Raw genomic sequence first — 13,260 nt, forward strand, 5'->3', positions numbered from 1 at the left:
CGTCGTGCTGCTCAAGCGTCTCAGCCCGCCCGCAGCTCCGGATAGTGGCGCTCTGTCACGTCCGGGTGGGCCCGCATCCGGCCCTTGAGCATGTTGCGGCCAAACGAGGCCAGCAGGGGATTATCGGGATTGTCCGTGATGCCCCGCGCCGCGGCCTTGAGCTCCGGCGGAAGGGGTACGGGCCCGATGACAGCGTCCAGCCTTGGCGACCAGAAAAACGGGACGGAGTAGCGGTCCACGCCCGGCGGCGGGGCCTGCACCCGGTGGATGGTGGCCGCCAGATACCCTTCGGTAGCCACTTCCAGCATCTCGCCGAGGTTCACCACCAGCGCCCCGGGCAGGGGCTCCACGGGGAGCCATTCCGCCGTGCCGGGCGGCAGCACTTCGAGCCCGCCCACATCGTCCTGGAGCAGAAGGGTGACAAACCCGTAGTCAGCGTGCGAGCCCACCCCCTGGTTTCCCGCGGCCGTCACCACCCCGCCCACGTAGTGGACCAGCTTCCCCATCCAGGCCGGGGTCCCGTGGAACGGTTCGTCGAAGTAGTCCTCCGGCTGGTGCAGGGACACAGCGATGGCGCGCAGCAGGTCCATGCCCACGGACGACATCAGCTCCGCCCAGGCCATGGCAGCCGGTTTCAGGCCGGGAAAGCCCTGGTCCGGCCAGAGGTTGGGGCCCTGCAGCAGCCAATACGGTTCATCGGCGGGGTGCCCGGTGGCCGGTTCCCGCTCGGGGGAGTAGTCGATCTGCTCCCGCGCGTCCGCCCTGCCCTGGGTCACTTCAGTGCCCATCCTGGTATACCCGCGGAAATGGGGGGACAACCGGTTATCCAGTTTCATCCGTTCCGCCAGCGGGAGGTTGAAGAAGTCCCGGATGACGGACAGCAGGTGTTCGGCCTGGCCGGGGGCGGCGCCGTAGCCGGTGACCTGGAAGAAGCCGATGTCGTGGGTGGCGTGCCGGAGCTGTTCAATGAATTCCGGATTGAACGTCCCGCCGGGCAGCCGGGCTGTGGTGAGGTCCAGAACGGGGATGGCTCCCGGATCGTGTGCCATGTCCGCAGACTAGCACCGCCCGGTCCGGCTTTGTAGGGTCTAGGTATGGATCCAGCCTACTTACGGAAAATCTGCCTGGCGTTCCCGGGGAGCTACGAGGACTACCCCTTCGGGCCGGAGACGGCGGTGTTCAAAGTCCGGGCCCACATTGCCGGTGGCGCAACCCACGAGTCGCGGCTTTTTGCGCTGTCTTCCCTCGATGCGGCCGACTTTTACGTGAACCTGAAATGCGAGCCGGCGCTGGCAGAGCAGTTGCGCGCCGCCCACCCGGAAATCACCGGTGCCTGGCACATGAACAAAACCCACTGGAACGGGGTCCGGCTGGACGGCGCTCTGCCGGACGGCATGGTCAAGGACATGGTGGAGGATTCGTACGACCTGGTGGTGGCACGGTTCAACCGGAAGCAGCGGGAACAGCTGGGCTGGGCCGGACTTGCAGGTGGCAATGAGTAAGCGCGGCACGCTGGACTATCCGGGCGTCGGTGGGACTGAACATGGTGTTGCGCCTGCCGGCTACCACCAGGTCCTGAAGGAAGTAAGGCTGGGCAGCGGCCAGGACCTGTACCGGCACGTTGCCGCGGGAATCCTTTCCTGGGAGCTGCAGCGGCGGGCCGGACTCCGGGTCCGGGCCGACGTCCCAACCGTCCGGCCGGGCGCACGGGTGGTGAGCGGATTCGGCGTCGGGCCCTTCCGCATCAACGCGCCGTGCGAGGTGGTGTGGGTCCGCGAAGCCGTGCCGGGCGGCTCCCCGCAGTCGGCCGGATTCGGCTACGGGACCCTGCCGGGCCATCCGGAGCGCGGCGAGGAGTCCTTCGAGGTGCTGATCGACGCCGCCGGGGCCGTGCACCTGCGGATCCGGGCCTTCAGCAAGCCCGCCAACTGGTTCTATACCGCAGGTGCAGTGGTGGCCGGCGCTGCCCAGCGGTACGTGACCGCCCGGTACATTGAAGGGGCAAAAGCACTCGCCACGGAAGGAACACCCCAGTGATATTCATTGTCGTCAAGTTCAAGGTCAAGCCCGACTGGTCGGACCGCTGGCTCGACCTGGTGGACGGCTTCACCACGGCAACCCGCCAGGAACCCGGCAACCTCTGGTTCGACTGGTCCCGCAGCACCTCGGACGCCAACGAGTTTGTCCTGGTGGAGGCCTTCAAGGACGACGCCGCCGGCGACCACGTCAACAGCGCCCACTTCCAGCAGGCCATGGTGGACATGCGCCAGGCCCTGGTGGAAACGCCGCGGATCATCAGCCGCCAGGTTGACGGCGAGGGCTGGGACACCATGGGCGAACTCAGCATCTGAGCCGCTCCGCCGGATCAGGCGGCCGTTACGATGAGGCATGTGGATCGGCTGGATCGAGTTCGACATTCTCCTGGGCGATGTTCACAGCCTGAAGGAAAAACGCTCCGTGATCAGGCCGCTGCTGGCCGAGACCAAACGACGTTTCGAGGTGTCGGTTGCGGAAGTCGGGGACCACGACCAGTACCGGCGCTCCCGTATGGGGGCCGGGCTGGTGGCGGCTGACCGGGCGCACCTCGTGGCGGTGCTTGACGCCGTCGAACGTTTTGTGGCGTACCGCCCGGAGATTGAGGTGCTGGGGGTCCGCCGGCGGGATCTGCACAGTGAGGACTGAGTCCCCGCTCGTAACAGCAGCGCGGGGCCACCTCCGGCCCGGTCCCGAAGGACCGGTGGGCCGGAGGCGACCCCGCGCTGGCGGTGTTACGGTTCAGCCGAAGTACTTCGGCAGGGTCGCTTCGTGGGCTTCGCGGAGTGCGTCGAGCGCCAGTTCGTCCACGCCGTTGATGGCAAGGGTTCCGCTGTCCGCGTCCACCACGCCGATCCGGGTGTGCGCGAAACCGCGGGCGGTGCACATGTCCGTGAAGCGGACTTCCTCGGAGCGGGGGACGCCCACCACGGCGCGGCCCTGGGTTTCGGAGAAGAGCGCCGTGAACAGGTCCACGCCGTCCCGGTCCATAACATCCTGCAGGGCGATGCGGGCGCCCACGCCGTAACGCAGCGAGGACTCCACCAGGGCGGCTGCGAGGCCACCTTCGGAGAGGTCGTGCGCGGAGTCGACCATGCCGTCGCGGGAGGCGTTGATCAGGATCTCGCCCAGCGCCCGTTCGGCGCCGAGGTCAACCTTGGGCGGCAGGCCGCCCAGGTGGCCGCGCATGTTGGCCCATTCCGAACCGTCCAGCTCCGCGGCCGTGGTGCCCAGCAGGTAGATGGCCTGGCCGTCTTCCCGCCAGCCCGACGGCGTGCGGCGGGCGACATCGTCGAGCTTGCCCAGCACAGCCACCACCGGTGAGGGGTGGATCGGCGTGGTGCCGGTCTGGTTGTACAGCGAAACGTTGCCGCCGGTGACCGGGATGCCCAGCACCATGCAGGCGTCGGACAGGCCGCGGATGGCTTCGGCAAGCTGCCACATCACGTCCGGGTCCTCCGGGGACCCGAAGTTCAGGCAGTCGCTGACGGCCATGGGGACGGCGCCGGAGGTGGCGACGTTGCGGTAGGCCTCGGCCAGGGCCAGCTGGGCGCCGTGGTACGGATCGAGGTAGGTGTAGCGGCCGTTGGCGTCCGTGGCCAGGGCAACGCCCAGGCCGGATTCCTCGTCCACGCGGACCACGCCTGCATCGTCCGGGAACGCCATGGCGGTGTTGCCGCCCACGTACCGGTCGTACTGGTTGGTGATCCAGGCCTTGGAACACATGTTGGGGGACGCCACCAGTTCGGTGACTGCCGCCGCAAGCTGGGCCGGGGCGGCGGGCCGCCCGGCGTCCTGCACGGACCCGGTGAACAGGTCAGCCTGGACGGCGTCCTGCCAGTCGGGACGGGCAAACGGGCGGTCGTAGACCGGGCCGTCGTGCGCCACGGTACGGGGGTCGACGTCGACAATCACCTCGCCCTCCCACGTGATGATGAGGCGGCCGCTGTCGGTCACTTCACCCAGCCAGGCGTATTCCACGGCCCACTTGTCCATCACGGCTTCGAAGGCCGCGACGTTCTCCGGGGTGACCACTGCCATCATGCGTTCCTGCGACTCTGACATCAGGATTTCGCCCGGGGTCAGCGTGGGGTCGCGGAGCAGCACCGATGTCAGCTCGACGGCCATGCCGCCATCGCCGTTGGAGGCCAGTTCCGAGGTGGCGCAGGAGATGCCGGCTGCGCCCAGGTCCTGGATGCCTTCCACGAGGGAGCCCTTGAAAAGTTCAAGGCAGCACTCGATGAGGACCTTCTCCGCGAAGGGGTCGCCCACCTGCACGGCGGGCCGCTTGGAGGGTTTGGTGTCGTCGAAGGACTCGGAGGCCAGCACCGAGGCGCCGCCAATGCCGTCGCCGCCGGTGCGTGCACCGAACAGGACCACCTTGTTGCCCTTGCCGGACGCGTTGGCCAGGCGGATGTCCTCGTGGCGCATCACGCCCACGGCGAGGGCATTGACCAGCGGGTTGCCCTGGTAAACGGCGTCGAACACCATTTCGCCGCCGATGTTTGGCAGGCCCAGGGAGTTGCCGTAGCCGCCGATGCCGGCCACGGCGCCGTGCATAACGCGTGCGGTGTCCGGGTGGTCGATGGCGCCGAAGCGCAGCGGATCCATCACGGCAACGGGCCGGGCGCCCATCGAGATGATGTCGCGGACAATCCCGCCGATGCCGGTTGCGGCGCCCTGGTAGGGCTCCACGAACGACGGCGAGTTGTGCGATTCGATCTTGAAGGTCACGGCCCAGCCGTCCCCGAGGTTGGTCACGCCGGCGTTCTCGCCGATACCCACCAGCATGTCCTTCTTCATCTCCGGGGTCACCTTCTCGCCGAACTGGCGCAGGTGGTTCTTGGAGGATTTGTAGGAGCAGTGCTCGCTCCACATGACCGAGTACATGGCCAGTTCCGCGCCGGTGGGGCGGCGGCCCAGGACCTTGAGGATGTCATCGAACTCGTTCTGCTTCAGGCCCAGCTCGGCCCAGGGCAGCTCGGTGTCCGGCGTCTTTTCGGCGTTCGCCACCGTGTCGATGTTGAACTTCTTGGTGGTTTCGGTGCTCACTTGTCGCCTCCCACAATCTTGGTCAAAACGGAGGTAAAGAAGCCCAGCCCGTCCGTGTCCGCGCCGCCGATGCCGTCCAGCGACTCGGGGCCGAAGCCGGTTTCCACTGCGTGCTCCGGGTGCGGCATCAGGCCCACCACGTTGCCGGCCGCGTTGGAGATGCCGGCGATGTCCCGGCGGGAGCCGTTCGGGTTGAAACCCACGTAGCGGAACACCACGCGGTTTTCGGCCTCCAGGGCGTCCAGCGTCTTTTCATCGGCGAGGTACTGGCCGTCTTGGTTCTTCAGCGGAACGGTGATTTCCTGGCCCGCCTGGTAGTCAAGCGTCCAGGCGGTGTTGCTGTTTTCGACCCGCAGCACCTGGTCGCGGCAGAGGAACTTCAGGTGGTCGTTCTTGATCATGGAACCGGGCAGCAGGTGCGACTCGGTCAGGATCTGGAAGCCGTTGCAGATGCCCAGGACGGGGAGCTTCGCATCGGAGTTGGCGGCGTCGATGATCTTTGACATCAGCGGCGCGAACCGGGCGATCGCACCGGCGCGCAGGTAATCGCCGTAGGAGAAGCCGCCGGGAATCACGACGGCGTCCACGTCACCGAGGGCGGTGTCGGCATGCCACAGCGGGACGGCGGTTCCGCCGGCCAGCCGGACGGCGCGGGCGGCATCGCGGTCATCAAGGGTGCCGGGGAACGTGACGACGCCGATCCGGGCGCCTGCCAGGCGCGGCACCGCTGCGACGGCGACGGCTTCGCCGATGAGGGGAAGTTCAGTCATGTCAGGCCTCGACGACCTCGACGTTGACAACGTCCTCAATAACGGGGTTGGAGAGCAGCGTCGCGGCGGCATCGCGTGCCTGGGCCAGGATCTCCTCGGTCACCTCGCCGTCCACCGTCAGTTCGAACCGCTTGCCCTGGCGGACAGAGCTGAAGCTGGTGAAGCCCAGCCGGGGGAGGGCGCCTACGATTGCCTTCCCCTGCGGGTCCAGAATCTCGGGCTTGGGCATGACGTCAACAACGATCCGGGGCATCCGGCAACTCCTGTGCGTGAGCTTGGGTAAGGGCGCAGCGGAGTGATGCCGTCTCACGCCGTTCCGAAGGTGGGATCTGCCGGCAATGGACAGTGAGGACGGGCGCTCCGCGAGCTTGCGTACCTATTCTACCGGCCGCAGCGCCCCGTTCCGCATCCGGCTGCTTCCGCCGGCCGGCCCGTGACGGCCGCCTCGTTTCCGGCGCAGCGACTGTTGGGTCTGGAGTTGTTGCAGGGCCTTCATTAGGATGGCTGGATGGCCGAGAAATCGAAGTCGCTCCTCCTGCCCGTGATGGCAGCAGCCGTGTTTGCCGGGCTGGGACGGATGGTGCTGCAGAAGGTCAAAGCGGACCGTCTGTCCCGGGACAGCAAGCTGGCTGGCCCCGTTGACGAGAAGACCCGCCAATGGATCAGCGACGTGGTGCGCACTCCGCGCTAAGGCACCTTCCGGCAATCAGGCCCCGGCCCCGCCTTCACGGCACGCTGAGGACCGGCTGGCCGCGGCCTGCCCGGCGTATGCCGGCGGCCGCTTACGCAAGCCCTGACCCCTCTCCGGCCTGCAACCGTGCCCGGGCCCGCCGCAGGAGACTACGCCCACCGGCTGTGTAAAGGCTGTGTAAATTCACGTGACACCGTATGAATCTTGCGTGTTACCTATGTCATATTTAGCTCTCAGTCTGTAGTGTGAGTTCGGCCAGCCTCGGGAAAAGGCCGACAAAATCTGTCACATCGTCAGGCTGGCTTCGTGTGCCCGGCACCGCCGGGAGCGTTCCTTTAGGAAAGGTTCAAACCACCCGTGAAATCAGCAGGCAAGAGCTTCCTTCGAAGCCCAGGGGTCCGGAGGGCGGCGGCGCTCTCCATCGGCATTCCATTACTCCTCACATCAGTAGCCGTCATGCCGGCCACCGCGGCCCCCGCCGCGGGACAGGTCCCGTCCGTCCAGCAGAAAAACGTTGACCCGAAGGACTACCAGGCGGGCCGGTACATCGTAGTGCTGGCCGAAAAGCCGGCGGCCACCTACGATGGCGGCACCGACGGGCTCAGCGCAACCAAGCCCCAGACCGGCAAAAAGCTGGACGCTTCCAAGCCCGAGGTCCAGCGGTACCAGCAGCACCTGGAAACCCGGCAGAAGGAAGTGGCCAAGGACGAAAGCGTCCAGATCAAGCGCACGTTCACCGCGGCCATCAACGGGTTCACCGCCGACCTGTCCGCGGATCAGGCGCTGAACCTGGCCAAGGACCCCAAAGTCCTGATGGTGGCACCGGACACCGAAAACGCCCCTGACTACTCCACCACCGACTTCCTCCAGTTGTCCGGTCCACAGGGCATCTGGAACACGTCATTCGGCGGTACGGAGAACGCCGGCAAGGGCGTGGTGGTCGGTGTCATCGATTCCGGCTACACGCCCTCCAACCCCTTCTTCGCGGGCGCTGACGTCAAGCCGCTCGAGGGCGCACCCGTCGTCGGGATTCCCTACCGCAACGGCGACGGCAACATCGCCATGCTGAAGTCCGACGGCGACACGTTCGTTGGCGAGTGCCAAAAGGGTGAGGGCACCGGCGCTGACTTTGACGGCAGCGCCTGCAACTCCAAGGTCCTGAGCGCCCGCTACTTCGCTGACGACTTCAAGGCCTACGTCCCGGTCGAGGACCGAGCACCTGAAGAAGTCCTGTCGCCCGTTGACGTGGGAAGCCACGGCACCCACACCGCCAGCACTGCGGCCGGCAACGCCAATGTCCGGGCCAACCTGGGAGCCCGCGACATGGGCATCACCGGCGGCGTGGCCCCTGCCGCCAAGCTGTCCATCTACAAGGTCTGCTGGGAAGACACGGATCCCAACACCGGCGGCTGCTACAGCTCCGCTTCCGTGGCCGCCATCAACCAGGCGATCCTGGACGGCGTGGATGTATTGAACTACTCCATCTCCGGCAGCACCTCCACAACCACCGACCCGGTGGCGCTGGCGTTCCTCTCGGCAGCCTCGGCCGGCGTGTTCGTCTCTGCCTCCGCAGGCAACTCCGGCCCCACGGCCAGCACCGTGAACCACGGTGCTCCGTGGCTCACCACAGTCGCCGCAAGCTCCTTCTCCACTGAGCTGCAGGGAACCGTCGAATTCGCCGACGGCACCAAGTTCCGCGGCGCCAGCCTGATGGCCAACAACGTCCCGGCCAGCCGGCTGGTCCTGGCCGCCAACGCTGCTGCCGCAGGCGCAGCCAGCCCGGAACTGTGCGGACCCAACACCCTGGACCCCGCCAAAGCGACGGGCCGGATTGTGGTCTGCGACCGCGGGGTAGTGGACCGCGTCGCCAAGAGCTCCGAGGTCAAGCGTGCGGGTGGTGTGGGCATGATCCTGGTCAACGTCACTGCATCCTCCGAGGACGTGGACCAGCACGCAGTACCCACCGTGCACGTGAACCCGCCGGCAACCCAGCAGATCAAGGACAAGCTGGCGGCCAATCCGGAGATCACGGCGGCCCTGGTTAATAAGGACACCACCGGACTGCCGCAGGCACCCCAGCCGCAGATCGCCGGGTTCTCCTCACGCGGACCGCTGCTGGCCACCGGTTCGGATCTGCTCAAGCCTGACGTTGCCGCTCCCGGCGTCGCTGTCCTGGCTGGCGTTTCACCCATCGCCGAAGGCGGCGCTCAGTTTGGCATGATGTCCGGCACCTCAATGGCCGCCCCGCATGTGGCCGGTTTCGGTGCCTTGGTCCTGGCCAAGAACCCCACCTGGTCACCGGCCACCGTGAAGTCGGCAATGATGACCACGGCCGCTGACGTCAAGAACGCGGACGGCAGCAAAAACACTGACGTCTTCGCCACCGGCGCCGGCCAGGTCTCCGTGGCCAAGGTCCTCGATCCGGGCCTGGTGTACGACGCCAACGAAAACGACTACCTCAAGTTCATCCAGGGCACAGGCCTCGACCTGGGCATCCCGGACCTGGGGAGCACCGCTCCGCGGGACATGAACGTGGCATCCTTCGCCCTCGGCGCACTGACCGGCAAAACCGAAGTGACCCGGACCGTCACCGCCCTGACCCCGGGCCTCTACCGGGCGCAAGCCAATGTGCCGGGCGTCAAGGTGACCGTCACGCCGTCGATCCTGAACTTCAGCGCCGCCGGCGAAAAGCGGACGTTCAAGGTCAAGTTCGAAAACACCTCAGCACCCACCGGCCAGTTCGCCATGGGCAGCCTGGTGTGGCAGGGCGCCGGCAAGAACGTCGCATCCCCGGTGGCCGTCCGGCCGCAGTCGGCAGTGGCCCCGGCCAACGCCGCCTTCAGCTCGGTGGGTGGCAATGGACAGGGGAAGATCCCCGTGGTGTCCGGCACCAACGCGCCGATCAGCATGACCGTGGATGGGCTGTCCAAGGCGGACTCCACCGCCATTGAACTGGTCCCCGGCCCGCTGGCCCTGGCCAACAACCCGGCCAACGCCGTGAAGCAGGTTACTGTGGCTGCAGGGTCTCCGCTGGCCAAGTTCTCCGTATTCTCATCGGACGAGACCGCTGACTTCGACCTGCTGGTCTTCGCCCCGGACGGACGGCAGCTTGCCGCCCAGACGGTGTCCGCCAGCGAGTCCGTGTCCGTCGTCAACCCGCCGGCAGGTGTCTACACCATGTTCGCCAATCTCTATGCAAGCCCCAACGGGCAGCCCACCAAGGCTTCCCTGGACGCTGCGGTGCTGGGCGCCAACGTGGGTAACGCAACGGTGAGCCCCAACCCGCTCCGGCTGGCCAACGGTTCCGCCGGTGAGGTGACGCTGGACTGGAAGAACCTGGCACCGGGTTCCTACATCGGCCGCGTGAACTACTCCGGCGGCGCCCAGCCCACCTTCGTTTCCGTGGTGGTTACCCCGGGTGCACCGGTTGTCGTCCCTGACGACGAGCAGACGGACCCGTCCAAGAAGGACAAAAAGGACAAGGTCAAAAAGGAGAAGAAGAAGCAGGAGCTGCCGGAGAATTCCGGCAACGCAGACCTGGGGGTGTAGGCGGCACTGACCGCTGAAATTCCCCAGCTTCGCCAGTGAACACCAACGGCGCGCCGCATTTTCCAAGCGGTGCGCCGTTGCTGTTCCCTCGAAGGCGGGGAGATTCGGCGGAGCCTAGGTGGCGGTTCCGCCCAGCAGGGGCGCCAGGGCACGCCACCGCGCAATTTCGCAGCCGTCCGTCAGGGAGAGCTCGGTGTGGACCTGCCGGCCCCCGAACGTGCCGGTGATAACGGCCCGCTGTGGGCCGCCGTACTGCTGGGTGCAGATCCTGGGCGGTCCCGGCTTGGGAAAGAAAATACCTTCGCCGTACCGGAGCACCGCCGCGAGGGCTGCCTGCGGATCCGGGACGGTGGAGCCGTCGGCCAGCACTCCCTCGCTGGCCACCAGAGAGAAGTCATGGTGCGGGCCGTCAGGGGTGTCACTGAGGCGGATGGCCAAACGAAGCTCAAGCGGTGCGGGCATGGTCAACGTCCCTTTCCCCGACGGCCGTTGCCGTGTGGAGGGCGGCAGCCAGCCTGCTGCGGAGGACAGCTGCCTCCTGGGCAAAAGCGCGCTGCCGGGCCACGTAGTCCGCCTTGCCGTCAGGTGTTTCGATCCGGATGGGCGGGTAGCCCCACTCGGCCAGATCGTATGGGGAAGCCTTCATGTCCATGGCCCGCACCCGCCAGGACAGTTCGAAGCAGTCCATGACCAGCTCGCTGGGCAAGGCCGGCGTCAGCTTGTACGCCCATTTGTAGAGGTCCATGTTGGCGTGCAGGCAGCCGGGCTGTTCCAGCTGCCGCTGGTTTTCCCGGGTCGGTTCGAGCTCGTTGAGCGGCGTGGCATCAGGGGTGTAGAACCGGAACGCGTCAAAGTGCGTGCAGCGGATCCGGTTGTCCTCCACCACCTTGTCCGTACCTTTGGAGCCGAGCCGGAGCTGCAGGTACTCGTGGCGCAGGTCAAACCTGTCCTGGTGGTACACCATCGCCCATTCATGCAGGCCGAAGCAGCCGAACTGGGCGGGCCGGGCAGCGGTGCCCCGCAGGATGACGTCCGCGAACACCACAGCGTCCCTGCGGTCGGCCAGGAAGGCGGCCCGGTCCATGGTGACAGCGCTGGTTCCGGCGGCAAGCCCCAGCCCGGCGAGTTCGCCGTCGTCAAGCGTCCGGTAATGCTTCCAGCTGCTGCGGGCAGCAGCCGGTGGGCCGAGCAGCACGGTGCCCGCGCCGGGATGCCAGCGGCGCAGCTGGCCCGGCTTCTGGGTGTAATAAGTGAAAAGGAAGTCCTCCACGGGATGCTTCCGGCCCGCGGACCGGCGGGCAAGGTAGGGGTCGGCGTAGCGGCTGACGCGGTCCTGGTGGCTGCGCTCCAGCGCCTGCCATTGGTCCGGCGCCAGGACGCTAAACTGCTCCACCGGCGGGACCCAGGATGCTGCGGGCGGCGTTCCAGGCGCCAATGGCGCAGCCGTCGTTGCGGCTGTAAGCGGTGTCAACGGGCACGCCGTCCACCACCCCGGTCACGGTGGCCTTCTGGGGGCCGCCGTACTCTTGGGTGCAGCCCACCGCGGCCGTGGGTTTCGGCGGACTGAGCAGCGCCGCGTTGGCCTTCAACGCGGCGCAGGCGGCCTGGGCAGTGGGATGGCTGCTCTCGGCGGCCGGAACTCCCGCCCGGCACACCAGGGTGTAGTTCACGGGTTCCTGGCCCACGTCAGGAACCACGGAAATGGCAAGTTCCGCGTCGCCCTGCCCTGGGCCGGCCGACGGCGGCGGGCTGGCTTCCGGCGACGGCGCAGGTACTGTGCTCCCGGGATCAGGCAGCGGGTCAGGGTCTGCTGGAGCTGAGGCTGAGGCTGAGGCTGAGGCTGAGGCTGAAGCGGCAGGAGCTGACGACGGGGCGGCCGTGCCAGGACCGCCGGAGCAGGACGCCAGCAGGCCCGCAGCCAGCACCAAGAGTGCCAGGTGCCACCGCGCGCTACGCATCTGCAGGTACTTCCGTCATTGTTCAATTCTAGCGGTGCGCGCCTCCGGCGAACCGGCCGTGGCGGCGATGAGGCCCATCATGGACGCGTGCAGGCCTGCCACCTCGCTGCGGGTCAGGCCCAGCCTGTCCATCATGGTGCCCGGGACCTTGAGCGCTTCGGTCCGGAGGTCCGCGCCCGCGGGCGTGAGGTCGACGGCCAGGGCACGTTCATTGCCGTCGGCGCGGCGTCGGGTGATCAGGCCGGCGGCCTCAAGCCGCCGCAGGAGCGGTGAAATGGTGGCGGGTTCCTGGGCCAGGGCGTCGCTGATGTTCCTGACCGTACGCGGACTGGCCTCCCACAGGCACAGCATCACCAGGTACTGCGGGTGGGTGAGGTTCAGTTTCTCCAGCACGGGTTTATAGGCCCCCACCACACTCCGGGCGGCAACTGTCAGCGCGAAGCACAATTGCTGTTCCAGGAGCAGGTCATCCTCAGCCGGGGCGTCGGCGCGGTTGGTCATCAGACCTCCAATTGTTAGTGCACTAATTATTAGCCTACACTGGGATTAGGTAGTCGGTGGATGAAAGGAATCCAGGTCCATGGGTAAGTCCAGCCCCGAAGGCAGGGAAAACGCCTCGCAGCGGTTCATGCGGGCCACCGGAAAGCTCCGGGCCGTGTTCGGCCCGGCAAACCGTTCGTCGCTGGGCCACGCCATGACGGAGGACAACCGGAAGCTGCTGGCCGAACGCCAGGCGGAGAGCCAGCAATGGGAAACGCTGACCCGGCCGGATGGCAGCACCTACGTGGTACCCCGAAACCCGGACGACAAATCCCTCCGGTGACAGCCTGAGGTCCCCCCTCCCGGCGTCTTCCGGCCGAGAGAAGCCCGGTCCTTTTCGCTGGTCCAAGCGTAAAATGGGATCACTGGCTCGCCCATGATGGCGGCCTCGCGTCCTACCCTGCAGGGAAGGGGGTGGAAACAGTGGCACACGCACTCAAGGGGTTTATGGGCCTCACCGACAGGCTCCGGTTCGTTTTCGGTCCCGCCACCAGGCTCGACGCCGATACACCGGTGGTGCACCGGCACGACGAATTCGAGCAGGCCTCGGAAGAGGACCTGTCGCATTTTGTTGTGGAATCAGATTCAACCGGACATCACTACGCCGTCCGGCGCGAGGACACCGGCGGGACCCGCTGACTGCCCGGTTGCCGGGCCGCCAACGGGT

General features: G+C 66.9%; 16 protein-coding genes. 8 read left to right on the plus strand and 8 right to left on the minus strand.

Going from position 1 to position 13,260, the window contains the following annotated elements; all coding sequences use genetic code 11:
- Window positions 1-20: 20 nt before the first annotated feature.
- Window positions 21-1,049, minus strand: a complete 1,029-nt coding sequence (locus tag QRN07_RS01415; protein ID WP_056595475.1) for an isopenicillin N synthase family dioxygenase — start codon at window positions 1,047-1,049, stop codon at window positions 21-23.
- 45 nt (window positions 1,050-1,094) lie between these two features.
- On the opposite strand from QRN07_RS01415, the gene QRN07_RS01420 reads away from it, so the two are divergent.
- Genes QRN07_RS01420 through QRN07_RS01435 form a run of 4 tightly spaced genes read left to right on the plus strand, consistent with a single transcriptional unit; the run spans window position 1,095 to window position 2,682 of the window.
- On the plus strand, window positions 1,095-1,502 hold the full coding sequence (locus tag QRN07_RS01420; RefSeq protein ID WP_050687935.1) for an MmcQ/YjbR family DNA-binding protein: 408 nt from the start codon (window positions 1,095-1,097) through the stop codon (window positions 1,500-1,502).
- Window positions 1,495-2,037: a DUF1990 domain-containing protein gene (locus QRN07_RS01425; RefSeq protein WP_285240193.1), complete on the plus strand. Its 543-nt coding sequence runs from the start codon at window positions 1,495-1,497 to the stop codon at window positions 2,035-2,037. Before QRN07_RS01420 ends, QRN07_RS01425 begins: the two co-directional genes overlap by 8 nt.
- A complete protein-coding gene (locus QRN07_RS01430; RefSeq protein WP_050687937.1) occupies window positions 2,034-2,351 on the plus strand; it encodes a putative quinol monooxygenase in 318 nt (105 codons plus the stop codon). Before QRN07_RS01425 ends, QRN07_RS01430 begins: the two co-directional genes overlap by 4 nt.
- 37 nt (window positions 2,352-2,388) lie before the next feature.
- Complete coding sequence (locus QRN07_RS01435) at window positions 2,389-2,682, plus strand: DUF503 domain-containing protein (protein WP_285240194.1); 294 nt, start codon at window positions 2,389-2,391, stop codon at window positions 2,680-2,682.
- Between the two features lie 93 nt (window positions 2,683-2,775).
- Here QRN07_RS01435 and purL read toward each other — a convergent pair whose 3' ends face one another.
- From purL to purS, 3 genes are read right to left on the minus strand one after another with little or no spacing between them, the layout of a single operon-like run.
- Entirely contained in the window at window positions 2,776-5,085 is a 2,310-nt protein-coding gene (purL, locus tag QRN07_RS01440) for a phosphoribosylformylglycinamidine synthase subunit PurL (RefSeq protein ID WP_285240195.1), read from the minus strand.
- The gene (purQ, locus tag QRN07_RS01445) at window positions 5,082-5,855 is read right to left on the minus strand and encodes a phosphoribosylformylglycinamidine synthase subunit PurQ (RefSeq protein ID WP_050686717.1); all 774 of its coding nucleotides are present in this window, start codon (window positions 5,853-5,855) and stop codon (window positions 5,082-5,084) included. Before purQ ends, purL begins: the two co-directional genes overlap by 4 nt.
- A gap of 1 nt (window position 5,856) precedes the next feature.
- A complete protein-coding gene (gene purS / locus QRN07_RS01450; protein ID WP_050686715.1) occupies window positions 5,857-6,108 on the minus strand; it encodes a phosphoribosylformylglycinamidine synthase subunit PurS in 252 nt (83 codons plus the stop codon).
- 255 nt (window positions 6,109-6,363) lie between these two features.
- Between purS and QRN07_RS01455 the strand changes: the two genes are divergently transcribed.
- A complete protein-coding gene (locus QRN07_RS01455) occupies window positions 6,364-6,546 on the plus strand; it encodes a hypothetical protein (protein WP_050686714.1) in 183 nt (60 codons plus the stop codon).
- Between the two features lie 456 nt (window positions 6,547-7,002).
- Complete coding sequence (locus QRN07_RS01460; protein WP_285240196.1) at window positions 7,003-10,095, plus strand: S8 family serine peptidase; 3,093 nt, start codon at window positions 7,003-7,005, stop codon at window positions 10,093-10,095.
- Window positions 10,096-10,209: 114 nt separating this feature from the next.
- Here QRN07_RS01460 and QRN07_RS01465 read toward each other — a convergent pair whose 3' ends face one another.
- The 4 genes from QRN07_RS01465 to QRN07_RS01480 are packed head-to-tail and all read right to left on the minus strand — an operon-like array spanning window position 10,210 to window position 12,554.
- Window positions 10,210-10,557: a hypothetical protein gene (locus tag QRN07_RS01465; protein WP_050686711.1), complete on the minus strand. Its 348-nt coding sequence runs from the start codon at window positions 10,555-10,557 to the stop codon at window positions 10,210-10,212.
- Window positions 10,541-11,488 (minus strand): 3-methyladenine DNA glycosylase, encoded by a 948-nt coding sequence (locus tag QRN07_RS01470; RefSeq protein WP_285240197.1) that lies wholly within the window; start codon window positions 11,486-11,488, stop codon window positions 10,541-10,543. The genes QRN07_RS01465 and QRN07_RS01470 overlap by 17 nt, the downstream gene beginning before the upstream one ends.
- On the minus strand, window positions 11,475-12,053 hold the full coding sequence (locus QRN07_RS01475; RefSeq protein ID WP_285240198.1) for an SSI family serine proteinase inhibitor: 579 nt from the start codon (window positions 12,051-12,053) through the stop codon (window positions 11,475-11,477). The genes QRN07_RS01470 and QRN07_RS01475 overlap by 14 nt, the downstream gene beginning before the upstream one ends.
- A gap of 15 nt (window positions 12,054-12,068) precedes the next feature.
- A complete protein-coding gene (locus QRN07_RS01480) occupies window positions 12,069-12,554 on the minus strand; it encodes a MarR family winged helix-turn-helix transcriptional regulator (RefSeq protein WP_056595454.1) in 486 nt (161 codons plus the stop codon).
- Between the two features lie 79 nt (window positions 12,555-12,633).
- On the opposite strand from QRN07_RS01480, the gene QRN07_RS01485 reads away from it, so the two are divergent.
- Window positions 12,634-12,876 (plus strand): hypothetical protein, encoded by a 243-nt coding sequence (locus QRN07_RS01485; RefSeq protein ID WP_050686706.1) that lies wholly within the window; start codon window positions 12,634-12,636, stop codon window positions 12,874-12,876.
- A gap of 140 nt (window positions 12,877-13,016) precedes the next feature.
- On the plus strand, window positions 13,017-13,232 hold the full coding sequence (locus tag QRN07_RS01490) for a hypothetical protein (RefSeq protein WP_050686730.1): 216 nt from the start codon (window positions 13,017-13,019) through the stop codon (window positions 13,230-13,232).
- The last annotated feature ends 28 nt before the right edge of the window (window positions 13,233-13,260 follow it).

Source organism: Pseudarthrobacter sp. MEB009 (genome assembly GCF_030208875.1).
Taxonomy (GTDB): Bacteria; Actinomycetota; Actinomycetes; order Actinomycetales; family Micrococcaceae; genus Arthrobacter.

Excerpts from the sequence above, each read along its gene's own strand:
- QRN07_RS01465 (WP_050686711.1), bottom strand. The coding sequence starts at position 10,557 with ATGCCCGCACCGCTTGAGCTTCGTTTGGCCATCCGCCTCAGTGACACC.
- QRN07_RS01435 (WP_285240194.1), top strand. The coding sequence starts at position 2,389 with ATGTGGATCGGCTGGATCGAGTTCGACATTCTCCTGGGCGATGTTCAC.
- QRN07_RS01480 (WP_056595454.1), bottom strand. The coding sequence starts at position 12,554 with ATGACCAACCGCGCCGACGCCCCGGCTGAGGATGACCTGCTCCTGGAA.
- QRN07_RS01475 (WP_285240198.1), bottom strand. The coding sequence starts at position 12,053 with ATGCGTAGCGCGCGGTGGCACCTGGCACTCTTGGTGCTGGCTGCGGGC.
- QRN07_RS01415 (WP_056595475.1), bottom strand. The coding sequence starts at position 1,049 with ATGGCACACGATCCGGGAGCCATCCCCGTTCTGGACCTCACCACAGCC.
- QRN07_RS01460 (WP_285240196.1), top strand. The coding sequence starts at position 7,003 with ATGCCGGCCACCGCGGCCCCCGCCGCGGGACAGGTCCCGTCCGTCCAG.
- QRN07_RS01455 (WP_050686714.1), top strand. The coding sequence starts at position 6,364 with ATGGCCGAGAAATCGAAGTCGCTCCTCCTGCCCGTGATGGCAGCAGCC.
- purS (WP_050686715.1), bottom strand. The coding sequence starts at position 6,108 with ATGCCCCGGATCGTTGTTGACGTCATGCCCAAGCCCGAGATTCTGGAC.
- QRN07_RS01425 (WP_285240193.1), top strand. The coding sequence starts at position 1,495 with ATGAGTAAGCGCGGCACGCTGGACTATCCGGGCGTCGGTGGGACTGAA.
- QRN07_RS01485 (WP_050686706.1), top strand. The coding sequence starts at position 12,634 with ATGGGTAAGTCCAGCCCCGAAGGCAGGGAAAACGCCTCGCAGCGGTTC.
- purQ (WP_050686717.1), bottom strand. The coding sequence starts at position 5,855 with ATGACTGAACTTCCCCTCATCGGCGAAGCCGTCGCCGTCGCAGCGGTG.
- QRN07_RS01420 (WP_050687935.1), top strand. The coding sequence starts at position 1,095 with ATGGATCCAGCCTACTTACGGAAAATCTGCCTGGCGTTCCCGGGGAGC.